At 61.4% G+C, this 23,626-nt stretch carries 24 protein-coding genes and 1 tRNA gene; 13 read left to right on the forward strand and 12 right to left on the reverse strand.

Annotated elements, in window-relative coordinates; translation table 11 throughout:
* The first annotated feature begins 53 nt into the window (after positions 1–53).
* A complete protein-coding gene (locus Q0908_RS09600; protein ID WP_299283399.1) occupies positions 54–812 on the forward strand; it encodes a folate-binding protein in 759 nt (252 codons plus the stop codon).
* Positions 813–819: 7 nt separating this feature from the next.
* On the opposite strand, the gene efp is transcribed toward Q0908_RS09600, so the two are convergent.
* Positions 820–1,383 carry an elongation factor P gene (efp, locus tag Q0908_RS09605; protein ID WP_299149092.1) on the reverse strand — a complete coding sequence of 188 codons (564 nt, stop codon included), beginning with the start codon at positions 1,381–1,383 and terminating at the stop codon, positions 820–822.
* 219 nt (positions 1,384–1,602) lie between these two features.
* Between efp and Q0908_RS09610 the strand changes: the two genes are divergently transcribed.
* Complete coding sequence (locus Q0908_RS09610; protein ID WP_089420757.1) at positions 1,603–1,923, forward strand: DUF6280 family protein; 321 nt, start codon at positions 1,603–1,605, stop codon at positions 1,921–1,923.
* Positions 1,924–1,990: 67 nt separating this feature from the next.
* Here the strand turns inward: Q0908_RS09610 and Q0908_RS09615 are convergent, their stop codons facing one another.
* The 4 genes from Q0908_RS09615 to Q0908_RS09630 all read right to left on the reverse strand — a co-directional run bounded on the left by Q0908_RS09615 (position 1,991) and on the right by Q0908_RS09630 (position 5,759).
* Positions 1,991–2,569 carry a cobalamin biosynthesis protein CobQ gene (locus Q0908_RS09615; protein ID WP_299283402.1) on the reverse strand — a complete coding sequence of 193 codons (579 nt, stop codon included), beginning with the start codon at positions 2,567–2,569 and terminating at the stop codon, positions 1,991–1,993.
* A gap of 38 nt (positions 2,570–2,607) precedes the next feature.
* Entirely contained in the window at positions 2,608–3,522 is a 915-nt protein-coding gene (locus Q0908_RS09620) for a hypothetical protein (protein ID WP_299283404.1), read from the reverse strand.
* 74 nt (positions 3,523–3,596) lie between these two features.
* On the reverse strand, positions 3,597–5,021 hold the full coding sequence (locus Q0908_RS09625) for a TolC family outer membrane protein (RefSeq protein ID WP_299283406.1): 1,425 nt from the start codon (positions 5,019–5,021) through the stop codon (positions 3,597–3,599).
* Positions 5,022–5,105: 84 nt separating this feature from the next.
* Complete coding sequence (locus Q0908_RS09630) at positions 5,106–5,759, reverse strand: protein-L-isoaspartate O-methyltransferase (RefSeq protein WP_299283408.1); 654 nt, start codon at positions 5,757–5,759, stop codon at positions 5,106–5,108.
* Positions 5,760–5,910: 151 nt separating this feature from the next.
* On the opposite strand from Q0908_RS09630, the gene Q0908_RS09635 reads away from it, so the two are divergent.
* The 7 genes from Q0908_RS09635 (at position 5,911) to Q0908_RS09665 (ending at position 12,379) form a co-directional block, all read left to right on the forward strand.
* Positions 5,911–5,984, forward strand: a tRNA-Cys gene (locus Q0908_RS09635).
* A 325-nt stretch (positions 5,985–6,309) separates the two neighbouring features.
* On the forward strand, positions 6,310–7,368 hold the full coding sequence (locus Q0908_RS09640) for a hypothetical protein (protein ID WP_299283410.1): 1,059 nt from the start codon (positions 6,310–6,312) through the stop codon (positions 7,366–7,368).
* A gap of 153 nt (positions 7,369–7,521) precedes the next feature.
* A complete protein-coding gene (locus Q0908_RS09645) occupies positions 7,522–8,415 on the forward strand; it encodes a hypothetical protein (protein WP_299283412.1) in 894 nt (297 codons plus the stop codon).
* A complete protein-coding gene (locus Q0908_RS09650; RefSeq protein ID WP_299283414.1) occupies positions 8,408–8,659 on the forward strand; it encodes an acyl carrier protein in 252 nt (83 codons plus the stop codon). The genes Q0908_RS09645 and Q0908_RS09650 overlap by 8 nt, the downstream gene beginning before the upstream one ends.
* Positions 8,659–10,173 (forward strand): AMP-binding protein, encoded by a 1,515-nt coding sequence (locus Q0908_RS09655; RefSeq protein ID WP_299283416.1) that lies wholly within the window; start codon positions 8,659–8,661, stop codon positions 10,171–10,173. Before Q0908_RS09650 ends, Q0908_RS09655 begins: the two co-directional genes overlap by 1 nt.
* The gene (locus tag Q0908_RS09660) at positions 10,170–11,297 is read left to right on the forward strand and encodes a hypothetical protein (protein ID WP_299283417.1); all 1,128 of its coding nucleotides are present in this window, start codon (positions 10,170–10,172) and stop codon (positions 11,295–11,297) included. The genes Q0908_RS09655 and Q0908_RS09660 overlap by 4 nt, the downstream gene beginning before the upstream one ends.
* Positions 11,294–12,379 (forward strand): MBOAT family O-acyltransferase, encoded by a 1,086-nt coding sequence (locus Q0908_RS09665; protein ID WP_299283418.1) that lies wholly within the window; start codon positions 11,294–11,296, stop codon positions 12,377–12,379. The genes Q0908_RS09660 and Q0908_RS09665 overlap by 4 nt, the downstream gene beginning before the upstream one ends.
* 113 nt (positions 12,380–12,492) lie before the next feature.
* Here the strand turns inward: Q0908_RS09665 and Q0908_RS09670 are convergent, their stop codons facing one another.
* From Q0908_RS09670 to Q0908_RS09690, 5 genes are read right to left on the reverse strand one after another with little or no spacing between them, the layout of a single operon-like run.
* Positions 12,493–13,386 (reverse strand): alpha/beta hydrolase, encoded by an 894-nt coding sequence (locus Q0908_RS09670; protein WP_299283419.1) that lies wholly within the window; start codon positions 13,384–13,386, stop codon positions 12,493–12,495.
* Positions 13,386–14,465, reverse strand: a complete 1,080-nt coding sequence (locus Q0908_RS09675) for a tartrate dehydrogenase (RefSeq protein WP_299283420.1) — start codon at positions 14,463–14,465, stop codon at positions 13,386–13,388. The genes Q0908_RS09670 and Q0908_RS09675 overlap by 1 nt, the downstream gene beginning before the upstream one ends.
* 15 nt (positions 14,466–14,480) lie before the next feature.
* The gene (locus Q0908_RS09680; RefSeq protein ID WP_299283421.1) at positions 14,481–15,410 is read right to left on the reverse strand and encodes a formylglycine-generating enzyme family protein; all 930 of its coding nucleotides are present in this window, start codon (positions 15,408–15,410) and stop codon (positions 14,481–14,483) included.
* Positions 15,407–15,832, reverse strand: coding sequence for a heme-binding protein (locus Q0908_RS09685; RefSeq protein ID WP_299283422.1), 426 nt, complete (start codon positions 15,830–15,832; stop codon positions 15,407–15,409). The genes Q0908_RS09680 and Q0908_RS09685 overlap by 4 nt, the downstream gene beginning before the upstream one ends.
* The gene (locus Q0908_RS09690; protein ID WP_299283424.1) at positions 15,832–16,755 is read right to left on the reverse strand and encodes an SMP-30/gluconolactonase/LRE family protein; all 924 of its coding nucleotides are present in this window, start codon (positions 16,753–16,755) and stop codon (positions 15,832–15,834) included. Before Q0908_RS09690 ends, Q0908_RS09685 begins: the two co-directional genes overlap by 1 nt.
* 197 nt (positions 16,756–16,952) lie before the next feature.
* Here Q0908_RS09690 and Q0908_RS09695 point away from each other — a divergent pair, with 197 nt between their 5' ends.
* From Q0908_RS09695 to Q0908_RS09710, 4 genes are all read left to right on the forward strand, one after another.
* Positions 16,953–17,417, forward strand: coding sequence for a (2Fe-2S)-binding protein (locus Q0908_RS09695; protein WP_299283426.1), 465 nt, complete (start codon positions 16,953–16,955; stop codon positions 17,415–17,417).
* Position 17,418: 1 nt separating this feature from the next.
* The gene (locus Q0908_RS09700) at positions 17,419–19,596 is read left to right on the forward strand and encodes a molybdopterin cofactor-binding domain-containing protein (protein ID WP_299283428.1); all 2,178 of its coding nucleotides are present in this window, start codon (positions 17,419–17,421) and stop codon (positions 19,594–19,596) included.
* Positions 19,597–19,702: 106 nt separating this feature from the next.
* Positions 19,703–20,608, forward strand: a complete 906-nt coding sequence (ltnD, locus tag Q0908_RS09705) for an L-threonate dehydrogenase (protein WP_299283430.1) — start codon at positions 19,703–19,705, stop codon at positions 20,606–20,608.
* Complete coding sequence (locus tag Q0908_RS09710; protein ID WP_299283432.1) at positions 20,605–21,363, forward strand: TIM barrel protein; 759 nt, start codon at positions 20,605–20,607, stop codon at positions 21,361–21,363. The genes ltnD and Q0908_RS09710 overlap by 4 nt, the downstream gene beginning before the upstream one ends.
* Here Q0908_RS09710 and arsJ read toward each other — a convergent pair.
* Entirely contained in the window at positions 21,329–22,591 is a 1,263-nt protein-coding gene (arsJ, locus tag Q0908_RS09715) for an organoarsenical effux MFS transporter ArsJ (RefSeq protein ID WP_299283434.1), read from the reverse strand. The genes Q0908_RS09710 and arsJ overlap by 35 nt on opposite strands.
* Positions 22,588–23,580, reverse strand: a complete 993-nt coding sequence (locus Q0908_RS09720) for an ArsJ-associated glyceraldehyde-3-phosphate dehydrogenase (protein WP_299283436.1) — start codon at positions 23,578–23,580, stop codon at positions 22,588–22,590. The genes arsJ and Q0908_RS09720 overlap by 4 nt, the downstream gene beginning before the upstream one ends.
* Positions 23,581–23,626: the final 46 nt, after the last annotated feature.

A 23,626-nucleotide genomic window follows, 5' to 3' on the forward strand; every position in this document is an offset into this window, starting at 1 on the left:
CAGATGCAGGCCGCTGCTATATGAAAACGAAGCCCATGAAAAGGAATGCCCCCATGTCTGCCCCCAACTCCGATCGCCATATCTTTCGCCTGTCGGGGGCGGATACGCGCGATTTCCTGCAAGGGCTGGTGACCAATGATGTGGCTGGTATTGATACCGGGCTTGTCTATGCCGCGCTGCTGACGCCGCAGGGCAAATATTTGGCGGACTTCTTTCTGGCAGCGGATGGGGACGGTGTCCTGCTAGATGCGGACGCGGCGCAGGCCGAGGCGCTGCGGACCCGGTTGGGCATGTACAAACTGCGCGCGGACGTGACCATTGAAGACAGCGGCTTGCACCTGCATCGCGGGCTTGGGGAAGCCCCTGCCGATGGCTTTGCGGACCCGCGGCACGCGGCGATGGGCTGGCGCGCCTATCGCGATCATGCGCCCGTGTCCGATGACACCGACTGGACGGCGTTGCGCGTCACGCATCTGATCCCGCAAACGGGGGTGGAATTGACACCTGACACTTTCATCCTCGAGGCGCGGTTTGAGGCCGTGAATGGCGTGGATTTCCGCAAGGGGTGTTATGTCGGTCAAGAGGTCACCGCGCGGATGAAGCACAAGACCACGCTGCGCAAAGGATTGGCGCAGGTCGAGGTCAAGGGAGACGCGACCCCGGGCACGGACATCGTGGCAGACGGGAAACCGGCTGGCACTTTGCTCAGCCGGTCTGGCGATACCGCCATCGCTTATCTGCGCTATGATCGCGCCCAAGGGTCAATGCAGGCCGGAGCGGCAAGCGTCTTTTGGACCGGTGCAGCAGGATAACGTCGCGTCAGGCGCGCTCGGCGTATTCCATGGTTTCGGTGTTGACCACGATGGCCTCATCCTGCCCAACGAAGGGAGGCACCATGACCTTGATCCCGTTGTCGAGAACCGCAGGCTTGAACGAGTTGGCGGCGGTCTGACCTTTGACGACCGGCTCGGTTTCGACAATCTTGCACACGACCTTCTGAGGCAGTGACGCGCTCAGCGCTTCGTCCTCGTAGAACTCGACCTGAATGGTCATACCGTCCTGCAGGAACGGGCGACGTTCGCCCAGGATCTCGGCTGACAGTTCGATCTGCTCGTAGGTGTCGGAGTCCATGAACACCAGCATCCCATCGTTTTCATACAGAAATTGCTGATCTTTCTGCTCAAGACGCACACGTTCGACCTTGTCGGCACTGCGAAAACGCTCATTGAGTTTCGAGCCGTTGCGCAGGTTGCGCAGCTCGACCTGAGCGAAGGCACCACCCTTGCCGGGTTTGACGTGGTCGACCTTTACGGCGGCCCACAGCCCGTCATTGTGCTCCAGCACGTTTCCGGGGCGAATCTCGTTTCCGTTAATTTTAGGCATGTGGCAAAACCATGGCAAAAGGTTGATGAAAGATTGATGCCCCCTATATCTGGGGAATGAGCAACCGGCAAGACAACCAGATACTGTGCTGCACCCGCAGAAAGATATGCATAGAATGCAAGGGGGCTATGCGAATACAGGGTATCCGAATCGTTATGGATAGGCCATAACGAGCGTCACGCCGAAAACACAAGAGCAAGAATAAAGGAAGGACGACGAATGAAAGATTTCGTTGACGGAACGGCCTTTAACAACGAACAAGGCAACCGTGCACGCAAACTGTTTGCAGCCGTGGTACTGGCCGCATTGGACGATGCCATTGCAGACGACAAGAAGTATGGCAATGGGCCTGAGCAGATCGCCCGTTGGGCACGCTCGCGCGATGGGCGCGAAGTGTTGAGCTGTGCAGGCATCGACCCAAACGAGCGGGTCGTATCCGGGCTTATGGAATTCGTGGGCAAAGGTGTCCGGACATCGGTGGCACTCAGCCGCGAAGAGTCCGAGCGTCGCAATGCCGCACAACAGGCCGAGGCCGCCTGATCCCAAGACCTTAACAAACGCTGCTAAGGAAAACGCGCCCCTCTGCCGGGCGCGTTTTCTTTTGTTCTCAGCTGTTTACAAAAAAGAACAGCCACTGGCGCACGACCCAGAATTCGGCAAAGAGCAGCGCCGTCGTGGCGACCACCGCCCAGACAGGCGGCTTGCGCAGCCACAGGATGATCCCCGCCCCAAGCGCCAGTGCAGCCTCAAGCGGGGCGACCCACATCGCCCCCTGCGTACGATCCCAATAACTGACCGGGCTTTCAAACACCCACGACGTCAGAGGCCAGAAATGGGGCCGTCCATCGTCGTGATGCAGAGGCAGATCAAGGCACAGATGCAGGATCGCGGACCCCGTCAACGCAATAGCCCAGGGCGAGGCGCGCCAGAGCGCGAGCCCCAGCAATAGCCCCCACACGATGAACGAATTGTCGATGGCGAAAACTGTTTGCCACGCGTCCGAAAAGTACAGCTCGTTAAAGACCCGCGACGGCGGGATATTCAGCGCAAATAGCGCCACGCCCGCCATCACGTAAAGCGACAGATCGGGCAATGCTGCACCCGCGAAGGCGGCAAGCAATATGCGGCCATGTGCAGGCCGACCAAAGGCCGCAGCCCCGATCAGCAAATGGGCAGGCGTGTTCATGGCAGGATGTCTTTATCCCGCCGGGCGTGCGTGTTGTGTCATTCCAACTCTTGCGCGGCAAGGGCGCGATGGATTTCGCGGCGCACCAGTTTGCGCACGTTGCGCGTGATCCGCTCGCCCAGTGCCCCCTGCAATTCTTCGCGCACGATATCGCTGACCAGTTCACGCAGCGCGTCCTCGTCCAAAACATCTTCGTCGTTGGAAAACAACTGGGCCTGATCATCCTTGGGCGCTGCCTTGGGGGCTTCGGCAAATGCGGCGTGCACGGGGGGCTCTTCGGCGTCTTCCCATTCCATCGCAGGCGCTTGCGTGCCGGCGTAATCGCCAGCGCCGGGATCGTCCGGCTCAAACTCGTCGTCGCGCCCCCCGATCAACGTCTCAAGGGCAGCGATCTTGTCACTCAGGCTTTGGCTCTGGTCGGTTGCAGGTGCCGCGGGTGTTTCGACCTGAACGTCAGGTTCGGCCTCGACCGCGTCTCCATCATCTTCGGGCGGCGACATGTTCGCGGCCCCATTCGGTATCGGCCAGACATCGTCCTCAGCCTCTACATGCACAAAAGGGGCCTCATCCTGTTTTTCAGGCTCTGCATCATCGTGGTCGTCATAATCCTGGCCTTCGACCTCGTCCAGCTTGGGCATGGTATCAGCCCAATCCTCATCCGCGATCAGATCGTCCACCGTGGCGTCAACTGCTTCTTCTGGCGTGTGATCCTCGTCCTCAGTCGTGAACCCGGCTTCTTCGACCTGCTCGGGCTCTGCTTGCACCTCAACCTCGGCATCGGCGCTATCGTCAGCCGGTTCATCCTCCATCACGCGCAGCGATGGGGTCAGCACCAATCGGTCGGTTGCCGGTTTCTCAGCCGGTGCGGATTCAGGGCGTTTGTCATCAGACACCAGACGCCGGATAGACGCCAGCACGTCCTCCACCTCGGTGTTGGTCATTGGATCAGACATATTTTGTACCACTCTCAGCCTCGGGACACAGTCTAGCTGCCCGGAAAGAGTCGCACAACACTGTGCTGAAAACCTTAATCGATTTGCAAAGCACGCAAAACCTTGTCCAGCTGCTTGCCCTGACGGGACACGCGGGCAGGCGCGTTTTTGACAAGGTTGTAGTAGGCGGCCGGATCATAGAGCTGCACTGGCAGTTGCAGGCGTTGCGCGGTTAGCAAGCCCATCGATTCCAGCACTGCATATGCGGCGATATACTGATCGGCCTGCGCCGAAATCCGGTTGGTTTCCGCATCCAGCAAGTCCTGCTCGGCGTCCAGCACGTCCAGCGTGGTCCGTGCGCCCAATGTCGCCTCTTCGCGCACCCCGCGAAAGGCAACGCGGGCCGCGCGAATCTGGCGGTCCGATGCGGCGAGACTGGCGCGCGCAGCCACGAGATCGGCAATGGCATCGACCACATCCTGCTGCACGTCATGGCGCACATTGTGCAAGTTCCCACGGGATGCATCACGCACCGCCTGTGCGCGCCGCTCGCGCGACGACAGTTCGCCACCGCGATAGATCGGACCCGTGACCGCAACCCCAACTGACCCGGTTTCGGACTTACTGTCATTGGTGAACGTCTCGGACAGGCCAAGCGATCCATTCAAAGCCACCGTTGGCCGGGTGTCGGCGCGCGCCGCCGTCACCAGCAATTCGTTGGCCGACACCTGACGGCGCGCCTGGTCCATTTCGGGGTGGTTGCGCACGGCAACGGCCTGCGCACTCGGAATGTCGGTTTCAACACTGGGCAGGCGCGGCACCTGCGACAACCGGCCCGGCTGACGGCCCGTGACGTTGATATACTCCGCCTGCGCCTGAATGAGATCACGTTGTGAATCTGCCAGATTGCTGCGTGCCTCTGCGACCGCGGCCTGAGCCAGGGCCACGTCCGTGCGCGTCACCTCGCCCACTTCGAAACGGTCATTGGCCGCGCGCAATTCTTCTTGCAGAAGGCGCAGGTTGTTTTGGCGCAACGCCACGAATTCCTGCTGCCGTCCGACATTGAAAAACGCCGTTGCGGCGCGCAGCAGAACGCCCTGTTCGATGCTCAGCAGCGATGCGCGGGTGGCAAGCACGGTTTCCTTGCTGGCCTCGATCCGGGCACGGTCCGCCCCACCATCAAACAATTGCAGCGTGGCGTTCAGCCCGATATTGGCCGAGGTCGATCCGATATCCACAGAAAACCCGCTGGATTCAAACGAGGTGGAATTGCCGAACTGTCGTGTGACATCCGCGCTCCAGCTGATGATGGGGCGCAGGGTGGATGTCGCGATGGCCACATCTTCGTCCGCGGCGCGCAACAGCGCCCGGTTCTGATCCAACAAACCGCTATGTGTATATGAGCCTACCAGTGCATCCGCCAGCGTGTCCCCGGCGATAGCGGGGGTTCCGAGGGTGACTGTCGTCAGGGCGATCACGCTGCCGCGCTGCCATGCCCGCGTCCATTTGCCTGTTTTCATCATATGCCGCCTTCTGGTTGCTATGGTTCGTCTTGTTATTTGTTGCGTCCTGGTCGTTAAGTCTTGTGGTGCCAAAGCCTGTGGTCAGAGCGTAAATGCGTCGTGTTTTTCAAATCCTGCCAGCACAGGCGCACCCGCGTTGAACGCGCGCCGCCATGACATCCGTCCATCCAGCTTATACCCAATGCGCACTTCGCCCAATGCCCCATCCATAAAGACGCACGCCATACGCCCGCCATCCTTGAGTTGGTCCATTATTTCGGCAGGAACGTGACTGACCCCGCCTTCGATCACGATGACATCGTAAGGCCCATGTTCGGCCGCCCCGGCAGGCAGGGGTCCGATATGGGTGATGACATTGTCCATACCGGCGGACATCAGCGCATCAGTTGCCTCACGGGCCATGTCTTCGTCTTCTTCAAGTGCGACAACTGCTTGGGCCATATGAGCAATGACCGCAGCCGAATACCCGATCGCCGCCCCGATATCGAGGACGAGTTCGTCGTTTCCGATATCCAGCGCGTCCAGCATTTTGGCAAGCGTGCGTGGCTCAAGGACAACGCGGCCTCCGCCAAGCGCCAGATTTTCGCCCATATAGGCCGCCTCGCGCAGTGCCGCAGGCACAAAGTCCTCACGCTTGACGGACAACATTGCATCGATGATCGGGAATTTGGTCACATCGGACGGGCGCACCTGCGTGTCGACCATCAAAGTACGGCGGGCAGAGAAATCGGTCATTACTGCTAAACTCGTTCGTTCAGGTTTCTGAAAGAAGATGTGCCACATCCCGTGACATTGGGCAACGCGTAGCTGTCGCAATCGCCGCTTTGAGCGGGACACGCCCTTGCACGAGACTATGGAATGGTCTATCGCGCCTCCACACCATGGCGGCGAGTTGGCGGAGTGGTGACGCAGCGGATTGCAAATCCGTGTACACCGGTTCGATTCCGGTACTCGCCTCCACGATTTCCTTTGAAGTCACAGTCAGCACCGAAACAGCCGCGAGCAGCGCGGTGCAGGCTGTCCGTACCACAATTTCCTCATCAGACGGAAGTCCGGCCCGACGTGGGACTTTGCCTTCCGTCCATCCCTACCGGTCCTCGAACCCAGCCCAAAACACCCATCCAGCCCGCCTTTTCAGACGCATCGCGCAAGCACGACTGTCGTGATGTGATTGCAACAAAAACCCTCAAATGCCCGAAAACTGCCATCATTGTTGGCCAGAATTTGTAAACCTTTGCTACGGTATCAAAAAAACGACCAAAAAATAATATTGAGGAACGAAGCAGTGACGGACACAGCAACCCCGACCCGATCCTATGCGGATTTGCCTTGGATACGGAACGCCCGGTTTGATGCCGGGTTCATTTTTGGACTACTCGCCCTGTCGTGCATCACCGGATTGGTGATCTTGTACGAACCCTCGTTGTTCTACCCCATTCTGGTGATCGACCTGTGGTTTCTGGGCTATCACCATGTCATCTCGACCTTCACCCGCATCTGTTTCGACAAGGAAAGCTTTCAGGAGCATAAGTTCCTCATGGTCGGCCTGCTGCCCATCGTGATCGTGGCCACCCTGGGTGTGGTCTGGATCGCGGGCCTGTGGGTCATCGTCACGATCTATTTCTACTGGCAATGGTATCACTATACCCGCCAAAGCTGGGGCATTTCGCGCGCCTATCGCGGCAAGGACCCGCAGGCGGCTTACGAAGATGGCTGGCTTGATCAGGCGATCTTCTATTCGATCCCGGTCTTTGGCATTTTGGCCCGTTCAGCCGAACAGCACCCCACCTTTATCGGGATGGAGCTGTGGTCGTTCCCAGTACCCGCCGAAGTGGCCGTGGTGTCAGGCTATATCGCGATGGGTCTGCTGGCCTATTGGGTTCTGGGCCGCCTGCGCGCGGCCGCCGAGGGCCGTCTGGCCGTCGTCCACACCATGTATATGCTGACGCATTTCGCGATCTTCTATCTCGCGTACATTGCCACCAGCGACATCACGTTGGGCTGGCTGATGATCAACATCTGGCACAACGCGCAGTACATTCTGTTCGTGTGGATGTATAACAACAAGCGCTTCAGCGGTGGCGTGGACCCGGACGCCAAGTTCCTGTCCTATATTTCGCAATCGGGGCGGCTGTGGCTTTACATGCTGACCTGTATCGCGATCACGGGCGTGATCTACTGGGGCGTTCTGCGCACGATTGACTGGCTGTTCTTTGCCGGATTGTCGGCCACGATCGTGCTCTACCAGATCGTGAATTTCCACCACTACATGATCGACAGCAAGATCTGGAAAATGCGCAAGCCCAAAGTGCGTGAAACGCTGGACCTCGCGCCCGGCGAATGACTTCACGCTGCGGATGGGACCTCGCGTGCCCATTCCCACCGATCCTGACAGACGGCAGTTTCAACTGCCGTCTGATCTGGGTCAAACGGGGCGATTGTCCCTTCGAATATAACCAACGACCCGCGCCACCCGCTGCTTTGCAAAGCGGCCCAAATGACCAAAGGGCTTATCAAATTGACCAGCCGCCAGCCAGACGATGCCAGAGCCGCGCAGGCCCGCTTGCCCGCGCGCAAGGTGGCGTTCTGTGCCAGCACCGGGCGCACCGCGACAACGTTTCTGGCCGCGACGCTGAACGCCTTGCCCGACGTCATCGCCCTGCACGAAGGGCAGTTGCCCGACAAAGAGCGCACACCGCAACTGCCGCTGATCAATTTTCACGCCCGCAAAGCGTGGTTCGACCCTGCTTTTGCCCGTCAGCTTGTTGCAGACATGCGCGGGGGCGATGCCATCGCGCAAGCGGCAGGTGACGCCTGCCTGCTTGTCGACATCGCATTCAACAACGCACCGTTTCTGGATGCGCTTGCCGATCAACACCCCACCGCCCGGCTGCTCGCAATCTTTCGCAGATGCGAAGGGTTCGTGCGCTCGGCCACCATAGTGGAGGGCGAAGATGATCAGCCCGCAGGCTGGCCCGCCCCCGACAAACCCTTGAGTGACCGGGAAAAGTTCATCTCAATGGGGCGGCTCAAACCGCAAAAAGGCACGCCCGAGGATCAAAGCTGGCCCTCATGGACCGCTATTCAACGGAATATCTGGCTCTGGTCAGCCACAAACGTTCACTTGCTGGAGCGCACGCGCACCCTGCCCAACTGCCACCCCGTCATTTACGAGGACCTGAGCGCGGACCCCGAAAAATTCTGGACCATCCTACTCACCCATCTTGATCACTTCACACCCGACACGCTGGCCCGCTGCGTGGAGCGGTCCGTCGCCAAGGTGAACACCCGCACATCCTATCAGGTCGGCCCGGCTGACACATGGTCCGGCCCCGAACGGGACCTCTATCAACGCCTTGCCCTTCCATTGGAGAACGAAATCTATGGCTGATCCCACCCAAGACAAAATCATCGCCATCATTCAGGACATACTGCAAGAAGATGCAGGCGGCGCGGCCGTCGAAGTGACGCCTGATGCGTCCATGGAAACGCTGCCTGCGTGGGACTCCATGTCGTTCATGAAAGTGTTCATGGCCATCAACGAAGCCTTTGGGATCGACCCCGATTTTGACGATGCGGTGCACTATACGTCGGTTCCGGCGCTGACGGCCTATATCAAAAGCGTCCGTGCATAATGCTGCAGGGTGACGACAGCCGGCGCGCTTTGCTCGACGCCATGCGCGCTGTTGTTGCAGCCAATGCTGAGCGAATTGCAGTGCGTGAGCATGACGGCGACGTCACATATGAGGCTTTCGGGCAGCTGATCGCCACGGCATATGCCGCCATTGAGGCGGCAGCACCGACGACAGACACGCCCATTGGCATCCTCCTTGACCGCTCTGCCAACGCCTATGCGGCGATCTGGGCCGCGATTGCGCATGGTCGCCCCTATGTGCCGCTCAACACCCGCTACCCCGTCAGCAGATTGCGCGACATCGTACGCAACGCCGGGATCGATGCGATTGTGTGTACGAAAGCCACCCAGCCCCACGGCGACAAACTGGGCGGCGTATTGGCGTTGATGGATCAGGAGGATACCCCACCCGCGCAAACGGGTTTTGATTGGGGCCAAGGCAAAACAGCGGGCAAAACAGCCTATATCCTGTTCACATCGGGATCGACGGGTGCGCCCAAGGGCGTGCCTGTGTCGTACAGCAATCTCGCCTCATTCGTGACCAATATGAACGCGGTCATCCCCTACCGCCCGGACGATATCTGTTCGCAGGTTTGCGAATTGTCGTTTGATTTCAGCGTGCACGAAATCTACCTCGCCCTGCTGAACGGTTGCACCCTGTGCCCGGCCCGCCAGATCGACCTGTTCAATCCAGCCCACTACATCGCCAGCCGCGCCATCACCGTCTGGATCTCCGTGCCCTCCCTCGCGCGCGTCATTCTCAACAACGGTCTGTCGGCCAAAACGCCCCTCGGCACTGTCCGCCTCAGCATCTTCAACGGCGAGGCGTTGACGGCACCCCTTGCACAAGAGTGGAGCAAAGCGGCCTCCAATGCGACAATCTGGAACACGTATGGGCCGACCGAATGCACCGTGGCCGTCACGGCCCTGTGCTGGCAGGACGACCCTGCGCTGGTATCGGCGGATGTGGTGGCGATCGGCACGCCCCTTCCCAATTGCGCGACGGCCCTATTGCATGGTGATGTGATCAGCCCAACAGGGACCGCCCCCGACGACACGCGGGGTGAGTTGCTGCTGTCGGGGCCGCAGCTTTTTGACGGCTACCTTGATCCAAATCTGGCTGAGCCCTTCGTGACCGATACTGCGGGCACCCGGCACTACCGCACGGGCGACAATGCCATGTGGCGCGATGGTCGTCTGTACCATCTGGGGCGGGTTGATCACCAGGTAAAGATTGGCGGTCACCGGATCGAGTTGCTTGAGATTGAGCATCGCGTGCGGGCCAACCTGGGCAGTGAGGCGGTGGCCGTGATCGCCCACCCCGACATCCAACCCACTGAACTTGTGCTGTTTTATTCCGGCGCGCAGGAGCCTCCAACCTTGACGGCAGAGGCACTGGGCCTACCAGGCTACATGATTCCCAAACGCGCAATAGAACTTGAGGCGATGCCCACAAGTGCCCACGGCAAACTGGATCGGGCCGCCCTTCGTGCCTTGGCGGATCAGCCGAGATGACCCGTCCTGCGGTCTTCAGATGGCTGTGCGTGGGGCTGACCTGCGCTTTGGTGGCCATCTTGCTGTGGCTCGATCAGACCCGCGGCGGCCCTGCGAGCCTATTGTCGCGTTGCAACCTCATGCTTGCCCGCGCGGAGGCTGCCCCTGCAGATGTCCTGATCCTTGGCACCAGCCGAAGTGCTGTCGCGCTTGACCCCTTCGCACTATCAGCATTTTTGGAAGAGGCCAAAGGCAGGTCTGTTTCCGTGGATCGCATCGCGATTGGCAACAACTCCTTCCGTGCCGCAGATGCGTTCTTGCAAACCTATCTGGACCGGCGCGGTGGCCCGGATGTCGTGGTGCTGGAATTGATGTTCATGTCCGAGCGCACAGTCAATCGGTTGGCGCGCGCCCATCCCGGCACTGCAGCCGAAAGCTACATTTATACGCGCGATATCAATCTGATGACCTATCCGCAATTGCTGTCGCAGGACGCGGTCGGGATGCCCTTCACCACTTCGGAAAGCGCGATCAACCTGTGGCATATGCGTCTGCGCGGTCTGGCGCTGCGGACTGGCGCGCTGACCTATCAATTTGCCAAACACCCGATCCAAAACTGGCAGTTGTCTGATTGCGGACCCAAAGAGTGGACGAAAGAACCGGAGTGGGCCGAAGACTTTGCGTTCAGCTGGGGTGAATTCGTGCCCGACCAACCCCTGCCCGCCATGATCGACACGCTTGAGGCCGAGGTCATGGCATACACCACCCGCGCCCTCGAAAACGGCGCGGCAGAGGCGGGCGATGCGCCGACGCCATACGCCTATGATTTCGATGCGCCGTACCGGCGTGGCGAGATGGAAATTCTGGACGGGATGGTGCAGGCGCTTCACGCCGCTGGCGCGCGCACGGTGCTGGTGCCGCTGACTCTTGCGGGCACGCAGCCAGACCCGGACGATTTGGCGCGCCTTGCGCAAAGGTTTGAGGGGCAGGCAGCGATCTTTGATGTCTATGGTGCGATTACGTCCGATTTCAGCGCGCTTTGGTATGATGACGCGCATGTCCAGCAGTATCCGGTCGGGGCCCTCACCACGACATTGATGGCGGATCACATCCTGCACGCAGCCTCTACGGATACAGCCAAGTGATTGATCCGCTCTCCTTTCTGATCCTTATTCTTTTGTCCTTTGGGCTGTCTCAGATTGCCTTTGCCCATCACTTTGCAAACCGGCTGTTCTGGATGGTGGTGCCGGGGATCTACCTGCTTTTCGTGGTGCACCCGCTGGCCTTGCTGTTTGCACTGGCCTGTTTTTGCGCCAGCACGATCCTGTTCGCGATCGGGCGGATCACGCACAGCGCATGGCTGAAATCCCGCCTGCCCTACATGATTTTGCTGCTGCTTTTTGTGCCTGATATCAGTCTGTTGATCGGCAATGCACCGATCCTGTGGTTGGGCAGTGCATTTTTCATCATCCGCCAGATGATGACCACAGCGCAGGCCATCAAAAGCGAGGCAAGCTTTGACGCGTTCATTCCGGCCCTGTTGATCGCGACCTTCTTTGTGGCCGCTTTGCCCTCTGGTCCGGTCTTTCACGGGCTGAAGATGTGGCGCGAGGTGCAAAAGAACAATCCGCCGAACTACGCTGAGGGTTTCTACCGACTGTTCGAAGGCTTCGTCTATCTGTTCGCTATTGCCGGTTTCCTGAGCATGTTCGTCAGCCGCATCGACGTGGTGCAGGCGATCAACAGCGCGCAGGGCGACACGCTTGTATGGGCGCTCAACTACATTCTGCTCAAGCCGCTTGTCGGGTTCGGGTTTCTGTTTGCGACCTTCTATGGCTATTCCCGGATGGCCGAGGGCACAGCGCTGCTATTTGGTTTCGAGGTGCCGCAGAACTTCAACAAACCGCATCTGGCCCGCGATCTTGGCGATTTCTGGAAGCGTTGGCACCGCTCGATGGCCGAATTCGTGATGCAGTACATCTACTTGCCGCTGCTCGTCACCACGTCGCGCACCAAACTGGCGCTGATTTCGGCCTTTGGGTTCATGGGGCTGTGGCACAACTTTTCGCTCAGCTTTCTGATCTGGGGCGTGGGGCACGGCCTTGCGCTGTCCTATGCGCTGCCTTGGGCCAAACGCGTCAAGGTTCCGCCCCTGACGTTGCGGATCACGTCACTGGCCTATGTCGTCTTTTTGTCAGCGATTGCGCATGGAGTATGGACGCTATGACCCCTCGCCTGCAGCGTATCCTCTACCTCGCGGTTTGCCTGGGCATTCTGGTGCTGTGGATCTGGTATGGCCAGTTCGAAGCGGTCGAGGCCCCCTACGTCCGCTTCTGACCTCTAGCGCGCCAGAAAGGCCAGCACCTTGTCGGCGAGCGCTTGCGGCACCTCTTCGGGGATGGCGTGACCACAGGGCAAGGCGTACCCCGTCACGTCATCCGCCTTTTCGCGCCATGTCTGCGCCACATCATAGGTCTGGCCCACCACGCCGTCTGCCCCCCAGATCGCACACAGGGGGGCCCTGATCCGCGCCTCTGCATCCGCCGCATCATGGTCCAGATCAAGGCTGGCGGCGGCCCGGTAATCTTCGCAAATGGCGTGGATCGTGGCCGGGTCGCGATAGCAGCGCAGGTATTCCGCGATGACCTCTTCGCTGACCGCGCCGGGCACTTTGACCTGCCCCGCGATGTGACGACGCAGGAAATATTCCGGGTCCGATCCGATCATCCGTTCCGGCAGATCAAAGGGTTGGATCAAGAAGAACCACCAGAAATACCGCGTGGCAAAATCCTGATCCGTACGCGCGTACATCGTTGCGGTCGGCGCGATGTCGATCACCACGACCCGCTCGACAGCGTGCGGATGATCCAGCGCCATGCGATGGGCGACCCGCCCACCCCGATCGTGGCCAATCACCGCAAACTGCTTGTGCCCAAGTGCGCGCATCACCTCCACCTGCTCGCGCGCCATGACCCGTTTGGAATAGGGCGCATGATCGCTGTCGCTGGCAGGCCTGTCGCTGTCCCCGTAGCCGCGCAGGTCGGGCGCGATCACACGGTATCCGGCCTCTACCAGCAGGGGTGCGAGCTTGCGCCATGCGATATGGGTCTGGGGATGGCCATGCAGCAACAGCAGCGGTGGCCCTTCCCCGGCGGCGGCGTAGTTGATGCGCACCCCGTCCACGCGCACGTGATCCACCTCGAAACCGGGGATAAACCGCGAAGGCTGGCCCATTATCCAGCCGCCAGCAGCGCATCGGCCACTGCCGCGCCGCATGTGGCCGTGTCTGCCGTCCCGCCCAGATCGGGGGTGCGCAAGGATGGCTCGACCAAGACGGCCTCAATCGCGGATACGATGGCGGCCCCAGCCTCGGGTTGGCCCAGATGGTCCAGCATCATCGCCCCCGCCCATATCTGCCCAATCGGATTGGCGACCCCTTTGCCAGCGATGTCCGGGGCCGAGCCGTGGACCGGTTCAAACAATGACGGAAAGCGCCCCTCGGGATTGATATTGCCCGAAGGTGCGATACCGATGGTGCCGGTACACGCCGGGCCGAGGTCGGACAGGATATCCCCGAACAGGTTCGAGGCGACCACCACGTCAAACCAGTCGGGATGCAGCACGAACTGGGCGGTCAGGATGTCGATATGGTACTTGTCGACCTTGATGTCGGGATAGGCTTTGGCCATCTCTTCGACCCGTTCGTCCCAATAGGGCATCGTGATCGAAATGCCGTTGGATTTCGTGGCCGAGGTCAGATGCCCGCCCCGCTTGGCCGCCAGATCAAAAGCGTATTTCAGGATGCGGTCCACGCCCACCCGGCTCATCACCGTTTCCTGTATCACCACCTCACGCTCGGTGCCCGCGAACATGCGCCCCCCGATCGAAGAATACTCGCCTTCGGTGTTTTCGCGCACGATCATCATGTCGATATCTTCGGGATTGCGCCCTGCCAAAGGCAGCGGCACGCCGGGCATCGCGCGCGCCGGGCGCAGGCTGACATATTGGTCGAACTCGCGGCGAAACTGCAGCAGCGACCCCCAAAGCGAGACGTGATCGGGCACCACATCGGGCCAGCCCACCGCGCCGAAGAAGAGCGCGTCGCTGTCCTGCACCCGCGCCTTCCAGTCATCGGGCATCATCTGCCCGTGTTTCTGGTAGTAGTCGACGGACGAAAAATCATGATCGGTGAACTCGAACCCAAGGTCGAACCGCTTGGCCGCTGCTTCAAGCACTCGGACCCCTTCGGGCGTCGTTTCCTTGCCAATTCCATCGCCGGGGATGACCGCAATCTTGAGTGTATTGGTCGCCATCAATGTGTCCCTTTCCTAAATATCATAAACCAGCCGAAACCCCTGATGCCCGGTCGAGCTGTCCGGGGACGAGCCGCTGCGCGCCGCAATTCGATAGCGAAAACAATAGGAAGCGTGACACAGGTAAGACCCCCCTTTGTTCAGCTTGTACCCTGCCTTGCCCGCATGAGCCGCCTGCACCGCCTTTTTCAGGGACCTCACCTGAAAGGGTTGGCCGGTCCATTCCCAGACATTTCCGACCATGTTGTAGAGCCCATAGCCGTTGGGATCGAAACTGCGTGCGGGGGCTGTGCCGACAAATCCGTCGCGTCCCAGATCAGTTTGCGGAAACGGCCCCTGCCAGATGTTGCAGGGGAAATGGCCGTGATCGTTTGGGGCGGTATCGCCCCACGGAAATGGAACGTCGCCCAAGCCCCCACGCGCCGCATGTTCCCACTCGGCCTCGCTTGGCAAGCGCCCCCCGGCCCATGTTGCAAAGGCCCGCGCATCATTCCAGGTGACATGCACCACCGGGTGATCCGCCTGCCAGGTGTCATCCCCGTCCGGCCCGTTGATCGCGCGCCAATGCGCCCCTTTGACGATCCGCCACCAGGGGGCGGCCTCGACCACCGGGCTTGGGGGTGCGGACTTGGGCAAGAACCCTTCGAACACAAAGGAATCCCCAAACCGCTCGGCTTCGGTGACATAGCCTGTGGCAGACACAAAAGCCGCAAACCGCGCGTTGGTGACGGTGGTGACGTCCATCGCAAAGGGCTTGAGGGTGACGCGGCGCACCGGGCCTTCGCCATCAAGTGCGATGCCCGGTGTGCCTGTGCCGACAAGGGCGCGGCCTCCGGGAATGATCACGCGATCCGAGGTGTCCTTGCCGCAGTCAAAGTCAGTATCCGAGCGCGCAAGCCCGCGGCCACCCCGTGCAGGCTGGCAACAGACCTTGCCGTCGCTCACGCCGGCGTCACCGTGGCCGAAATCGCGGCGAGGGCCGCCTGCCCCACGGCGATGTCCTGATCGCCCGACCCGGACCCAACGCCGATGGCCCCCACAAGGTCGCCCCCCACATAGATCGGCAATCCGCCGGGCAGCCCCGTCACCCCGTTCTGGGTGGCCGCAGCAATATGGGGGCGCACAGCCTCGGGAATGGTCGTGGTCGGCGCACCGATTGAGGCGGCGGTGCGCGCCTTGGTCGCGGCACTCTTGCGGCTGAGATATTTGGCCCCGGTCATGCGGATTTCACCCTGCACCTCACCGCTGGCATCCACGATTACGATGCACTGGGGCTGGCCCGTCTGTTCGGCCGCCGCGATGGCAGCCTCAAGCATCGCCATGACGGCGGCATGGGTCAGCACTTGGGTGGGCTTTGTCACTTCCATCAGCGCGCGCCGTTCACGTTCAGGAACACGGAATAAAGCGAGGATGTGGCTGTGATGAACAGCCGGTTCAACTTCGGTCCGCCAAAGCAGACGTTCGAGACGACCTCGGGGATATGGACCTTTCCGATCAGCGCGCCTGAGGTGTCAAGGCAATGCACCCCGTCGGCTGCCGATGTCCAAATGCGCCCGTCACGATCAAAACGGAAACCATCGAAGAAGCCATTGGTGCAATCCGCGAAATGCACCGCAGGCCCAAGCGTTTTGCCATCCGCCTCGACGACGTGCCGCCGGATGTAGGCAGGCCCGTCCAGCGCGTGGGTGCCGCCTGTGTCGGCAATGAACAACTCGGTCTCATCGGGTGAAAAGGCGAGCCCATTGGGTTTGACATAGTCCTTGGTGACGACCGCGATCTCTTCGCTTTCGGGGTCCCATCGATAGACATAGCAGGCCCCTATTTCGCTTTCGGCGCGCTCGCCTTCGTAATCCATCATGATCCCATAGCTGGGATCGGTGAACCAGATCGAGCCGTCCGATTTCACCACCACGTCATTGGGGGAATTGAGGCGCTTGCCCTCGAATCGGTCCGCAATGATCTTGATGGATCCGTCATGTTCGGTGCGGGTCACCCGACGCGCCAGATGTTCGCAGGACACAAGGCGGCCCTGGCCGTCCACGGTATGCCCGTTCGAGTTGTTGGCAGGTGCCCGGAACACAGACACAGACCCGTCCGTTTCATCCCACCGCATCATCCGGTTGTTGGGGATGTCGGACCAGACCACGTAACGCCCCGGCGCGAACCACGCAGGGCCTTCGTGCCAGCGCCCGCCCGAGGCCAGCCGCTCCACCCGCGCATGGCCGATATAGCAGGCCTCGAACGCAGGGTCCAAAACCTCAAATCCTGTCCCCTCAATCACACCGTGCACGCCGCATCCCCCTTGACCTTTGTTGTGACGCAACCTGCCCTGCGCATACCTCGCTTGGCAAGGGCCGCCCGCGCACAGGCCAAGGCACGCCGATGGCACTGATCGCACGATCTTGTCTCTTGCATGACCGGCGGTTCAATCTACCGTAGGTAGATGACCTACTCACAATGCAGACCCCAGCCACAGGAGAGTTCAGCATGGCAATTTCCCTAAAATTGAATGGTAAGGATCAAACGGTCGAGGCCGAACCCGGCACCCCGCTTTTATGGGTCATTCGCGACGAGTTGAAGATGACCGGCACCAAGTTTGGCTGCGGGGTCGCGTCCTGCGGGGCCTGCACCGTGCACCTGAACGGCCAGCCCGTGCGCTCGTGCCAGACCTATATCGAGGATGTGGAAGGCGCCGAGATCACCACCATCGAGGCCATGGAAGACACCAAGATCGGCGGCGCCGTGCAGCAGGCATGGGTCGAGCTGGACGTGGTCCAGTGTGGGTACTGCCAGTCTGGCCAGATCATGTCTGCCGTCGGTCTGCTCTCGGAAAACCCCAAGCCAACCGCGCAGGAAATCGACGATTACATGTGGGGCAATGCCTGCCGCTGCGCCACCTATCAACGCATCCGTGCTGGCATCCAGCGCGCCGCTGACATTCTGGAGGCCTGATATGACACTCGATACATCCCGCCGCGCCTTCCTTGCCGGGGCCGCCGCCGTTGGCACCGCCTTGGTCGTGGGCATCCGCCCCGACGGCGCACTTGCCGCCAATGCCGACACGATGCTGAATCCCTTTGTGCGCATCACGCCCGATGGGCAGGTCACGGCCATCGTCAAACATTTCGAGATGGGTCAGGGCCCTGTCACAGGCCTCACCACCCTCATCGCCGAAGAGCTGGGCCTGACCATGGACCAGATCGACTACGACTTTGCGCCGTCAAACCCCGAAGTCTACGCCAACATGTTGCTCGGCCCGATCCAAGGCACCGGTGGCTCGACTGCCATGGCCAATGCCTATGCCCAGTATCGTCAGGCCGGGGCTGCGGCGCGCGAAATGCTGATCGCGGCGGCTGCCGAAACATGGGGTGTCGACGCAGGCACGCTCAAGATCGAAGACGGCATGGTCACGGGCGCGGGCAACTCCGCCCCGTTGGCCGCGTTCGTGGCCAAGGCTGCGACCCTTGATGCACCCGCCGTGCCACGGCTCAAGGACCCGTCCGAGTTCCGCCTGATCGGCAACGCCGACGTACGCCGCCTCGACAGCGCGGCCAAGGGCAATGGCACAGCGATGTATGGGATGGACCTGCACCTGCCCGACCAGATGGTCACGATGATCGCACGTCCTGAACAGCAACGCGCCACGGTCGTCAGCTTTGACGACAGCGCGGCGCGCGAGATCAAGGGGTTTATCAGCGCCGCGACCCTGCCCAACCACACAGGTGTTGCCGTCTTTGCCGAGCACACGTGGGCGGCGATGCGGGCGCGCGACGCGCTGGACGTGACATGGGACACGTCGAGCGCCGAAACCCGCAGCTCGGACGAGATCGAGGCCGAAATCCGCGCTGCCTTGGAGGCGGAACCCGCCTACAATGTCAACAAGACAGACGCGGCCGCGACCCAAGCCGCCCTCGACGGGGCCGCGCAGGTGGTCGAAGAGACGTTCTATTTCCCTCTCCTCGCCCACGCCCCGATGGAGCCGCTGAACTGCACGATCGAGGCCACGGCAGATGGCGGCATTCTGATGCATGACGCCGCCCAGATCCCGACCTTGCCCCATAGTGCCATGGCGCAAATCTTTGATCTGCCGATGGAGAAAATCCAGATCAAGACCATGCTGGCGGGTGGCTCGTTCGGGCGACGCGCCACACCCGAGGCGGATTATCAGGTCGAGGCGGCGCTGGCCTTTGCCACAACGGACCGCACCCGCCCCGTCAAGCTGGTCTGGTCGCGCGAAGATGATCTGCGCTCGGGCTATTTCCGCCCGGCCTTCGGCCACAAAGTGCGCGTCGGCCTTGATGAGGCGGGCAACATTGTCGGATGGGATCACCGCATCGCGGGCCAGTCCATCATGAAGGGCACACCGTTTGAGCAATTCCTCGTCCATGACGGTGTCGATCACAGCTCGGTCGAGGGGGCATCCGACACACCCTACCAGATCCCCGGCGCGCATTTCGGGCTGACGGATACGGAAAAGGCGACCAGCACGCTTTGGTGGCGCTCCGTCGGGCACACGCACACGGCCTATGTGATGGAGACCATGATGGACAAAGCCGCCAAGGCAGCGGGCGTTGATCCGGTCGATTATCGGCTGCAATACCTCACCGGTGACGGCGTGGACCAACAGCGCAAGGCGGGCGTTCTGCGTCTGGCGGCGGAAAAAGCCGGTTGGGGCAACGCCCCTGCGGGTCACACCCAAGGAATCGCCGTCCACAAGAGCTTTGCCAGCTATGTGGCTGAAGTCGTGGAGATCTCCGGCAACGCAGAGGATGGCGTCAAGATTGAAAAGGTCACCTGCGCCGTTGATTGCGGGCTGGCCGTTAACCCGGATGTGATCAAGGCCCAGATGGAGGGCGGCATCGGGTACGGCATCGGGCACAACATGCGCGACAAGATCACGTTGACGGGCGGGGTCGTGGACCAGTTCAACTTCCCCGATTATGAACCGCTGCGGATCAGCGATATTGGCGCGATCGATGTCCATATCGTTCCCTCGGCTGAGCCACCCACCGGCGTGGGTGAGCCGGGCACACCCCCCGCTGCTGCCGCCCTTGCCAATGCGATTGCCGCTGCAAGCGATGTGCGGATCGGTGCACTGCCGCTGGCCGATAACGGCATCAGCTTCGCCTGAGCCATGCCGCCTCCGGACCCCTACGGGTCCGGAGGCGCGCTTCCCCTTGTGATTTGCGCACCCATCGCGATGATGCCTGCAACTGGCAATCAAGCAGGGTGCAAAGATGACCAATTCCCAAAACACGGCTGTGATCGGCCTCGGCTCTATGGGCTACGGCATCGCGCAATCCTGCGTGGCCGGGGGGCTGACAACCTACGGTTTTGACGTCCGCCCCGAGGTCACCGCCCGCTTTCAGGCGGAAAGCGGCGCGCAGGGCACGCTGGCAGAGGTCGCGCCAAAGCTCGCCTCGCTGATTGTTGCGGTCCTGAATGCGGCACAGACCGAGGACGTGCTGTTCGGCCCGGATGGCATCGCGCAACACCTCACCCCCAGCACCGTCGTGATCGCCTGCGCCACAGTCGCGCCGGACTTTGCGCGCGAGATGGAGTCGCGCTGCGCCGCCCACGACTTGCACTACCTCGACGCGCCCATCTCGGGCGGGTCGATCAAGGCGGCCCAAGGCGCGCTCAGCATCATGGCGGCAGGCACGCCCGCCGCGTTCGACGCCGCCCAGACCACGCTTGACGCCATCGCCGAAACTGTGTTCCGCCTTGGCGACGAAGCAGGCCCCGGATCGGCGATGAAGGCGGTGAACCAGTTGCTCGCCGGTGTGCACATCGCGACCATGGCCGAGGCGCTGACCTTCGGCATGACCCAAGGCGTCGCGCCCGACCAGTTCGTCGAGGTGATCAGCAAATGCGCAGGCTCAAGCTGGATGCTGGAAAACCGCGCGCCCCATATCGTGGCGGGGGATTACACACCGCATTCATCGATCAACATCTGGCCCAAGGATCTGGGAATCGTGCTCGACATCGCGAAATCCGCGCAGTTCAGCGCCCCCATCACCGCCGCCGCCCTGCAACAGTTCGTGGCCGCTGCGGGTATGGGGCTGGGGGGTGAGGATGATGCGGCCGTCGCCAAGGTCTATGCCCGCAATGCGCAACTCACGTTGCCGGGGGAAGAGGCGTGAAGTTCTCGGCCAATCTCGGGTTCCTTTGGGCTGACCGCCCCCTGCCAGACGCCATACATGCCGCCAAAGTCGCAGGGTTCGACGCAGTGGAATGCCACTGGCCCTATGCCACCCCCGCAGACGAGGTCAAAGCCGCGCTGGACGCGACCGGCTTGCCGATGCTGGGGCTGAATACGGACCGAGGCGATGTCGGGGGGGGCGAGAACGGGCTGTGCTCTCTGGTGGGACGCGAGAATGACGCCCACGCATCAATCACCCAAGCCATCGAATATGCGGTGCGGATCGGGGCCGGAGCGGTGCATGTTATGGCCGGATTCGCGAGCGGTGCGCCGGCGCATGAGACGTTCATCTCGAACCTACGCTTCGCTTGTTCCAGCGCCGAAACCCACGGGCTGACCATCCTGATCGAACCGCTCAACCGCCACGACGCGCCCGGCTACTTCCTGCAAAGCACCGATCAAGCCCGCGCGATCATCGCTGAGGTAGACAAACCCAACCTCAAGCTGATGTTCGACTGCTATCATGTGGGCAGGACCGAGGGCGATATCCTAACCCGCATCGCCGATCTGCGCGACATCATCGGGCATATCCAGTTCGCGTCCGTTCCCGACAGGGGCGCGCCGGATCACGGAGAGTTGGACTACGCACACATCTTTGCCGCGCTCGCAGACTGGCCGCGACCGCTCGGGGCCGAATACAAGCCCGGCGACGATACCCACGCTACGCTCGGCTGGCTGGCGCGCTATCGCGATTGATCCGCCCGATCGACAACCAACTGAGCGCGATCATCAAGGCCGCCGTTCCCAGACACAGGGGCAGACCGCCGATCTGGTAAGTCAGCCCCGACAGAACCGTGCCGATCAGCCGCCCCGCCGCGTTCGCCATGTAGTAAAACCCCACATCCATCGTGACCCGCTCGGCACTTGTGAAGGCGAGGATCAGGTAGGAATGCAGGCTTGAGTTGAGCGCGAACAGCACGCCAAAGATCAGCAGACCCAGCACCACGATGCCCGTCAGCCATGGGGCTGGCGCGCCAACGGCCCACACGATCAGCGCAAGCGCGGCAGTCACGATGGCCAGCGTGCCGACCCAGAAGCGCGCAGCGGAGGCCAGGTCCACCTCACTGCGCCCGGCACTGCGCAGGATCGCCGGGGCCTGCATCTGCACTGCTCCATACAGGATCACCCACAGCGCCATGAAGGTGCCGATCAAGAAGAAGGCCGCGCGCTGGCCTTCGGGCGTCCCATCGCTCAGCACGCTGTAGAAATAGATGGGGATGCCAACCACGAACCACACGTCGCGCGCGCCGAACAGGAATACGCGCGCTGCACTCAGCCAGTTGATGCGGGGGTTTTTCGACCAGACCTCGGCGAATTTGGCGTCCTTGCGCCCCATGGGCAGTCCCGGTGGCATCCGCAAGATTACGGCGATCAGGATCAGACCCAGCATTGCGGCCATGCCCAACACGCTCGGAACGAAGCCGAACAGCGCCAACGTCCCGGCCCCGAGCAGAAAGCCGAGACCCTTCACCGCGTTCTTCGATCCCGTCAGCAGCGCGACCCACCGGAACAGCCCGTCGCCTGCGGGGGCGAGCACCTTCACCGCAGATTTCGACGACATCTTGGCCAGATCCTTGGCCACGCCGGACAGTCCCTGCACGGCCATCACGAACACGACCGAGGCGGCCACGGACCATGCCGGATCAAGCTGCGCCAGGGCAATCAGCGCGACGATCTGCAACCCGAGGCCGACATAAAGCGTGCTGGTCACCCCAAACCGCGCCGCGATCCAACCCGCCGACAGGTTCGTGATAACGCCCGCAATTTCATACAGCACAAAGAGATAAGCCAACTGCACCGGCGAAAAGCCGAGCCCATTGAAATGCAGCAGCACCAGCATCCGCAACGCGCCGTCCGTCAACATAAACGCCCAATAGGCCGCCGTCACCGCCACATAGGCGGCAAAGCCCGCCGGTCGGCTCACAACCGCGCGCCCACCATTTGAGCGACATCCACCAGCCGGTGCGCATAGCCCCATTCGTTGTCATACCAGGCATAAATCTTCACCTGCGTGCCGTTTACGACCATGGTCGAGGGCGCGTCGATGATGCACGAGCGGGGATCATTCGTGTAGTCGGTCGACACCAGCGGTCGTGTTTCATACCCCAAGATCCCGTTCAGCGGTCCTGCGGCAGCGGCTTCGAACAGCGCGTTGACCTCTTCGACCGTGGTGTCGCGCGCCACTTCGAAAACGCAATCGGTCAGCGAGGCATTCAAAAGCGGCACCCGCACCGCATGTCCATTCAGCTTGCCCGCAAGCTCGGGATAGATCAGCGTGATCGCCGTGGCGGACCCCGTGGTCGTGGGGATCAGCGAGTTGAGGGCCGAGCGCGCGCGGCGCAAATCCTGGGCGGGCCGGTCAACTATGGTTTGCGTGTTGGTGACGTCATGGATCGTGGTGATCGAGCCGTGCCTGATCCCCAACCCTTCGTGAACCACTTTAACAACGGGCGCCAAGCAATTGGTTGTGCAGGAGGCTGCAGTGACGATGGACTGATCAACGTAGGCATCATCATTGACGCCAAAGACAATGTTCGCGGTGTCCCCCTCTTTGACCGGGGCCGATACGATCACCTTTTTCACGCCCGCCGCAAAATATGGGGCAAGCTGGGTTTCGGTCTTGAAGACGCCCGTGCAGTCGATGACGACATCCACCCCGTCAAGCGGCAGGTCCTCGATCCGGCGGGCGTTAAGCGCGGGGATGCGGGTGCCGCCGATGGTGATTGAGGTCTCGTCCGCGCCGAACTCTGCGGGCCAGCGCCCATGTACTGTGTCGAACTCAAGCAGGTGCGCATGCATCGCCGGGTCGCCCACTGCATCGTTGACAAAAGCGATGTTGCAGCCACGTTCCAGCAAGGGGCGCAGCGCGATTTTACCGATGCGGCCGAGGCCGTTGAGAGCATAGGTGGTCATAGGCAGGCTTTCGTGCAGCAGGGTCTGTGCGCCCTATGTCAGCCGC

Origin of the sequence: uncultured Tateyamaria sp., from assembly GCF_947494755.1 — a bacterium.
Taxonomy (GTDB): Bacteria; Pseudomonadota; Alphaproteobacteria; order Rhodobacterales; family Rhodobacteraceae; genus Tateyamaria.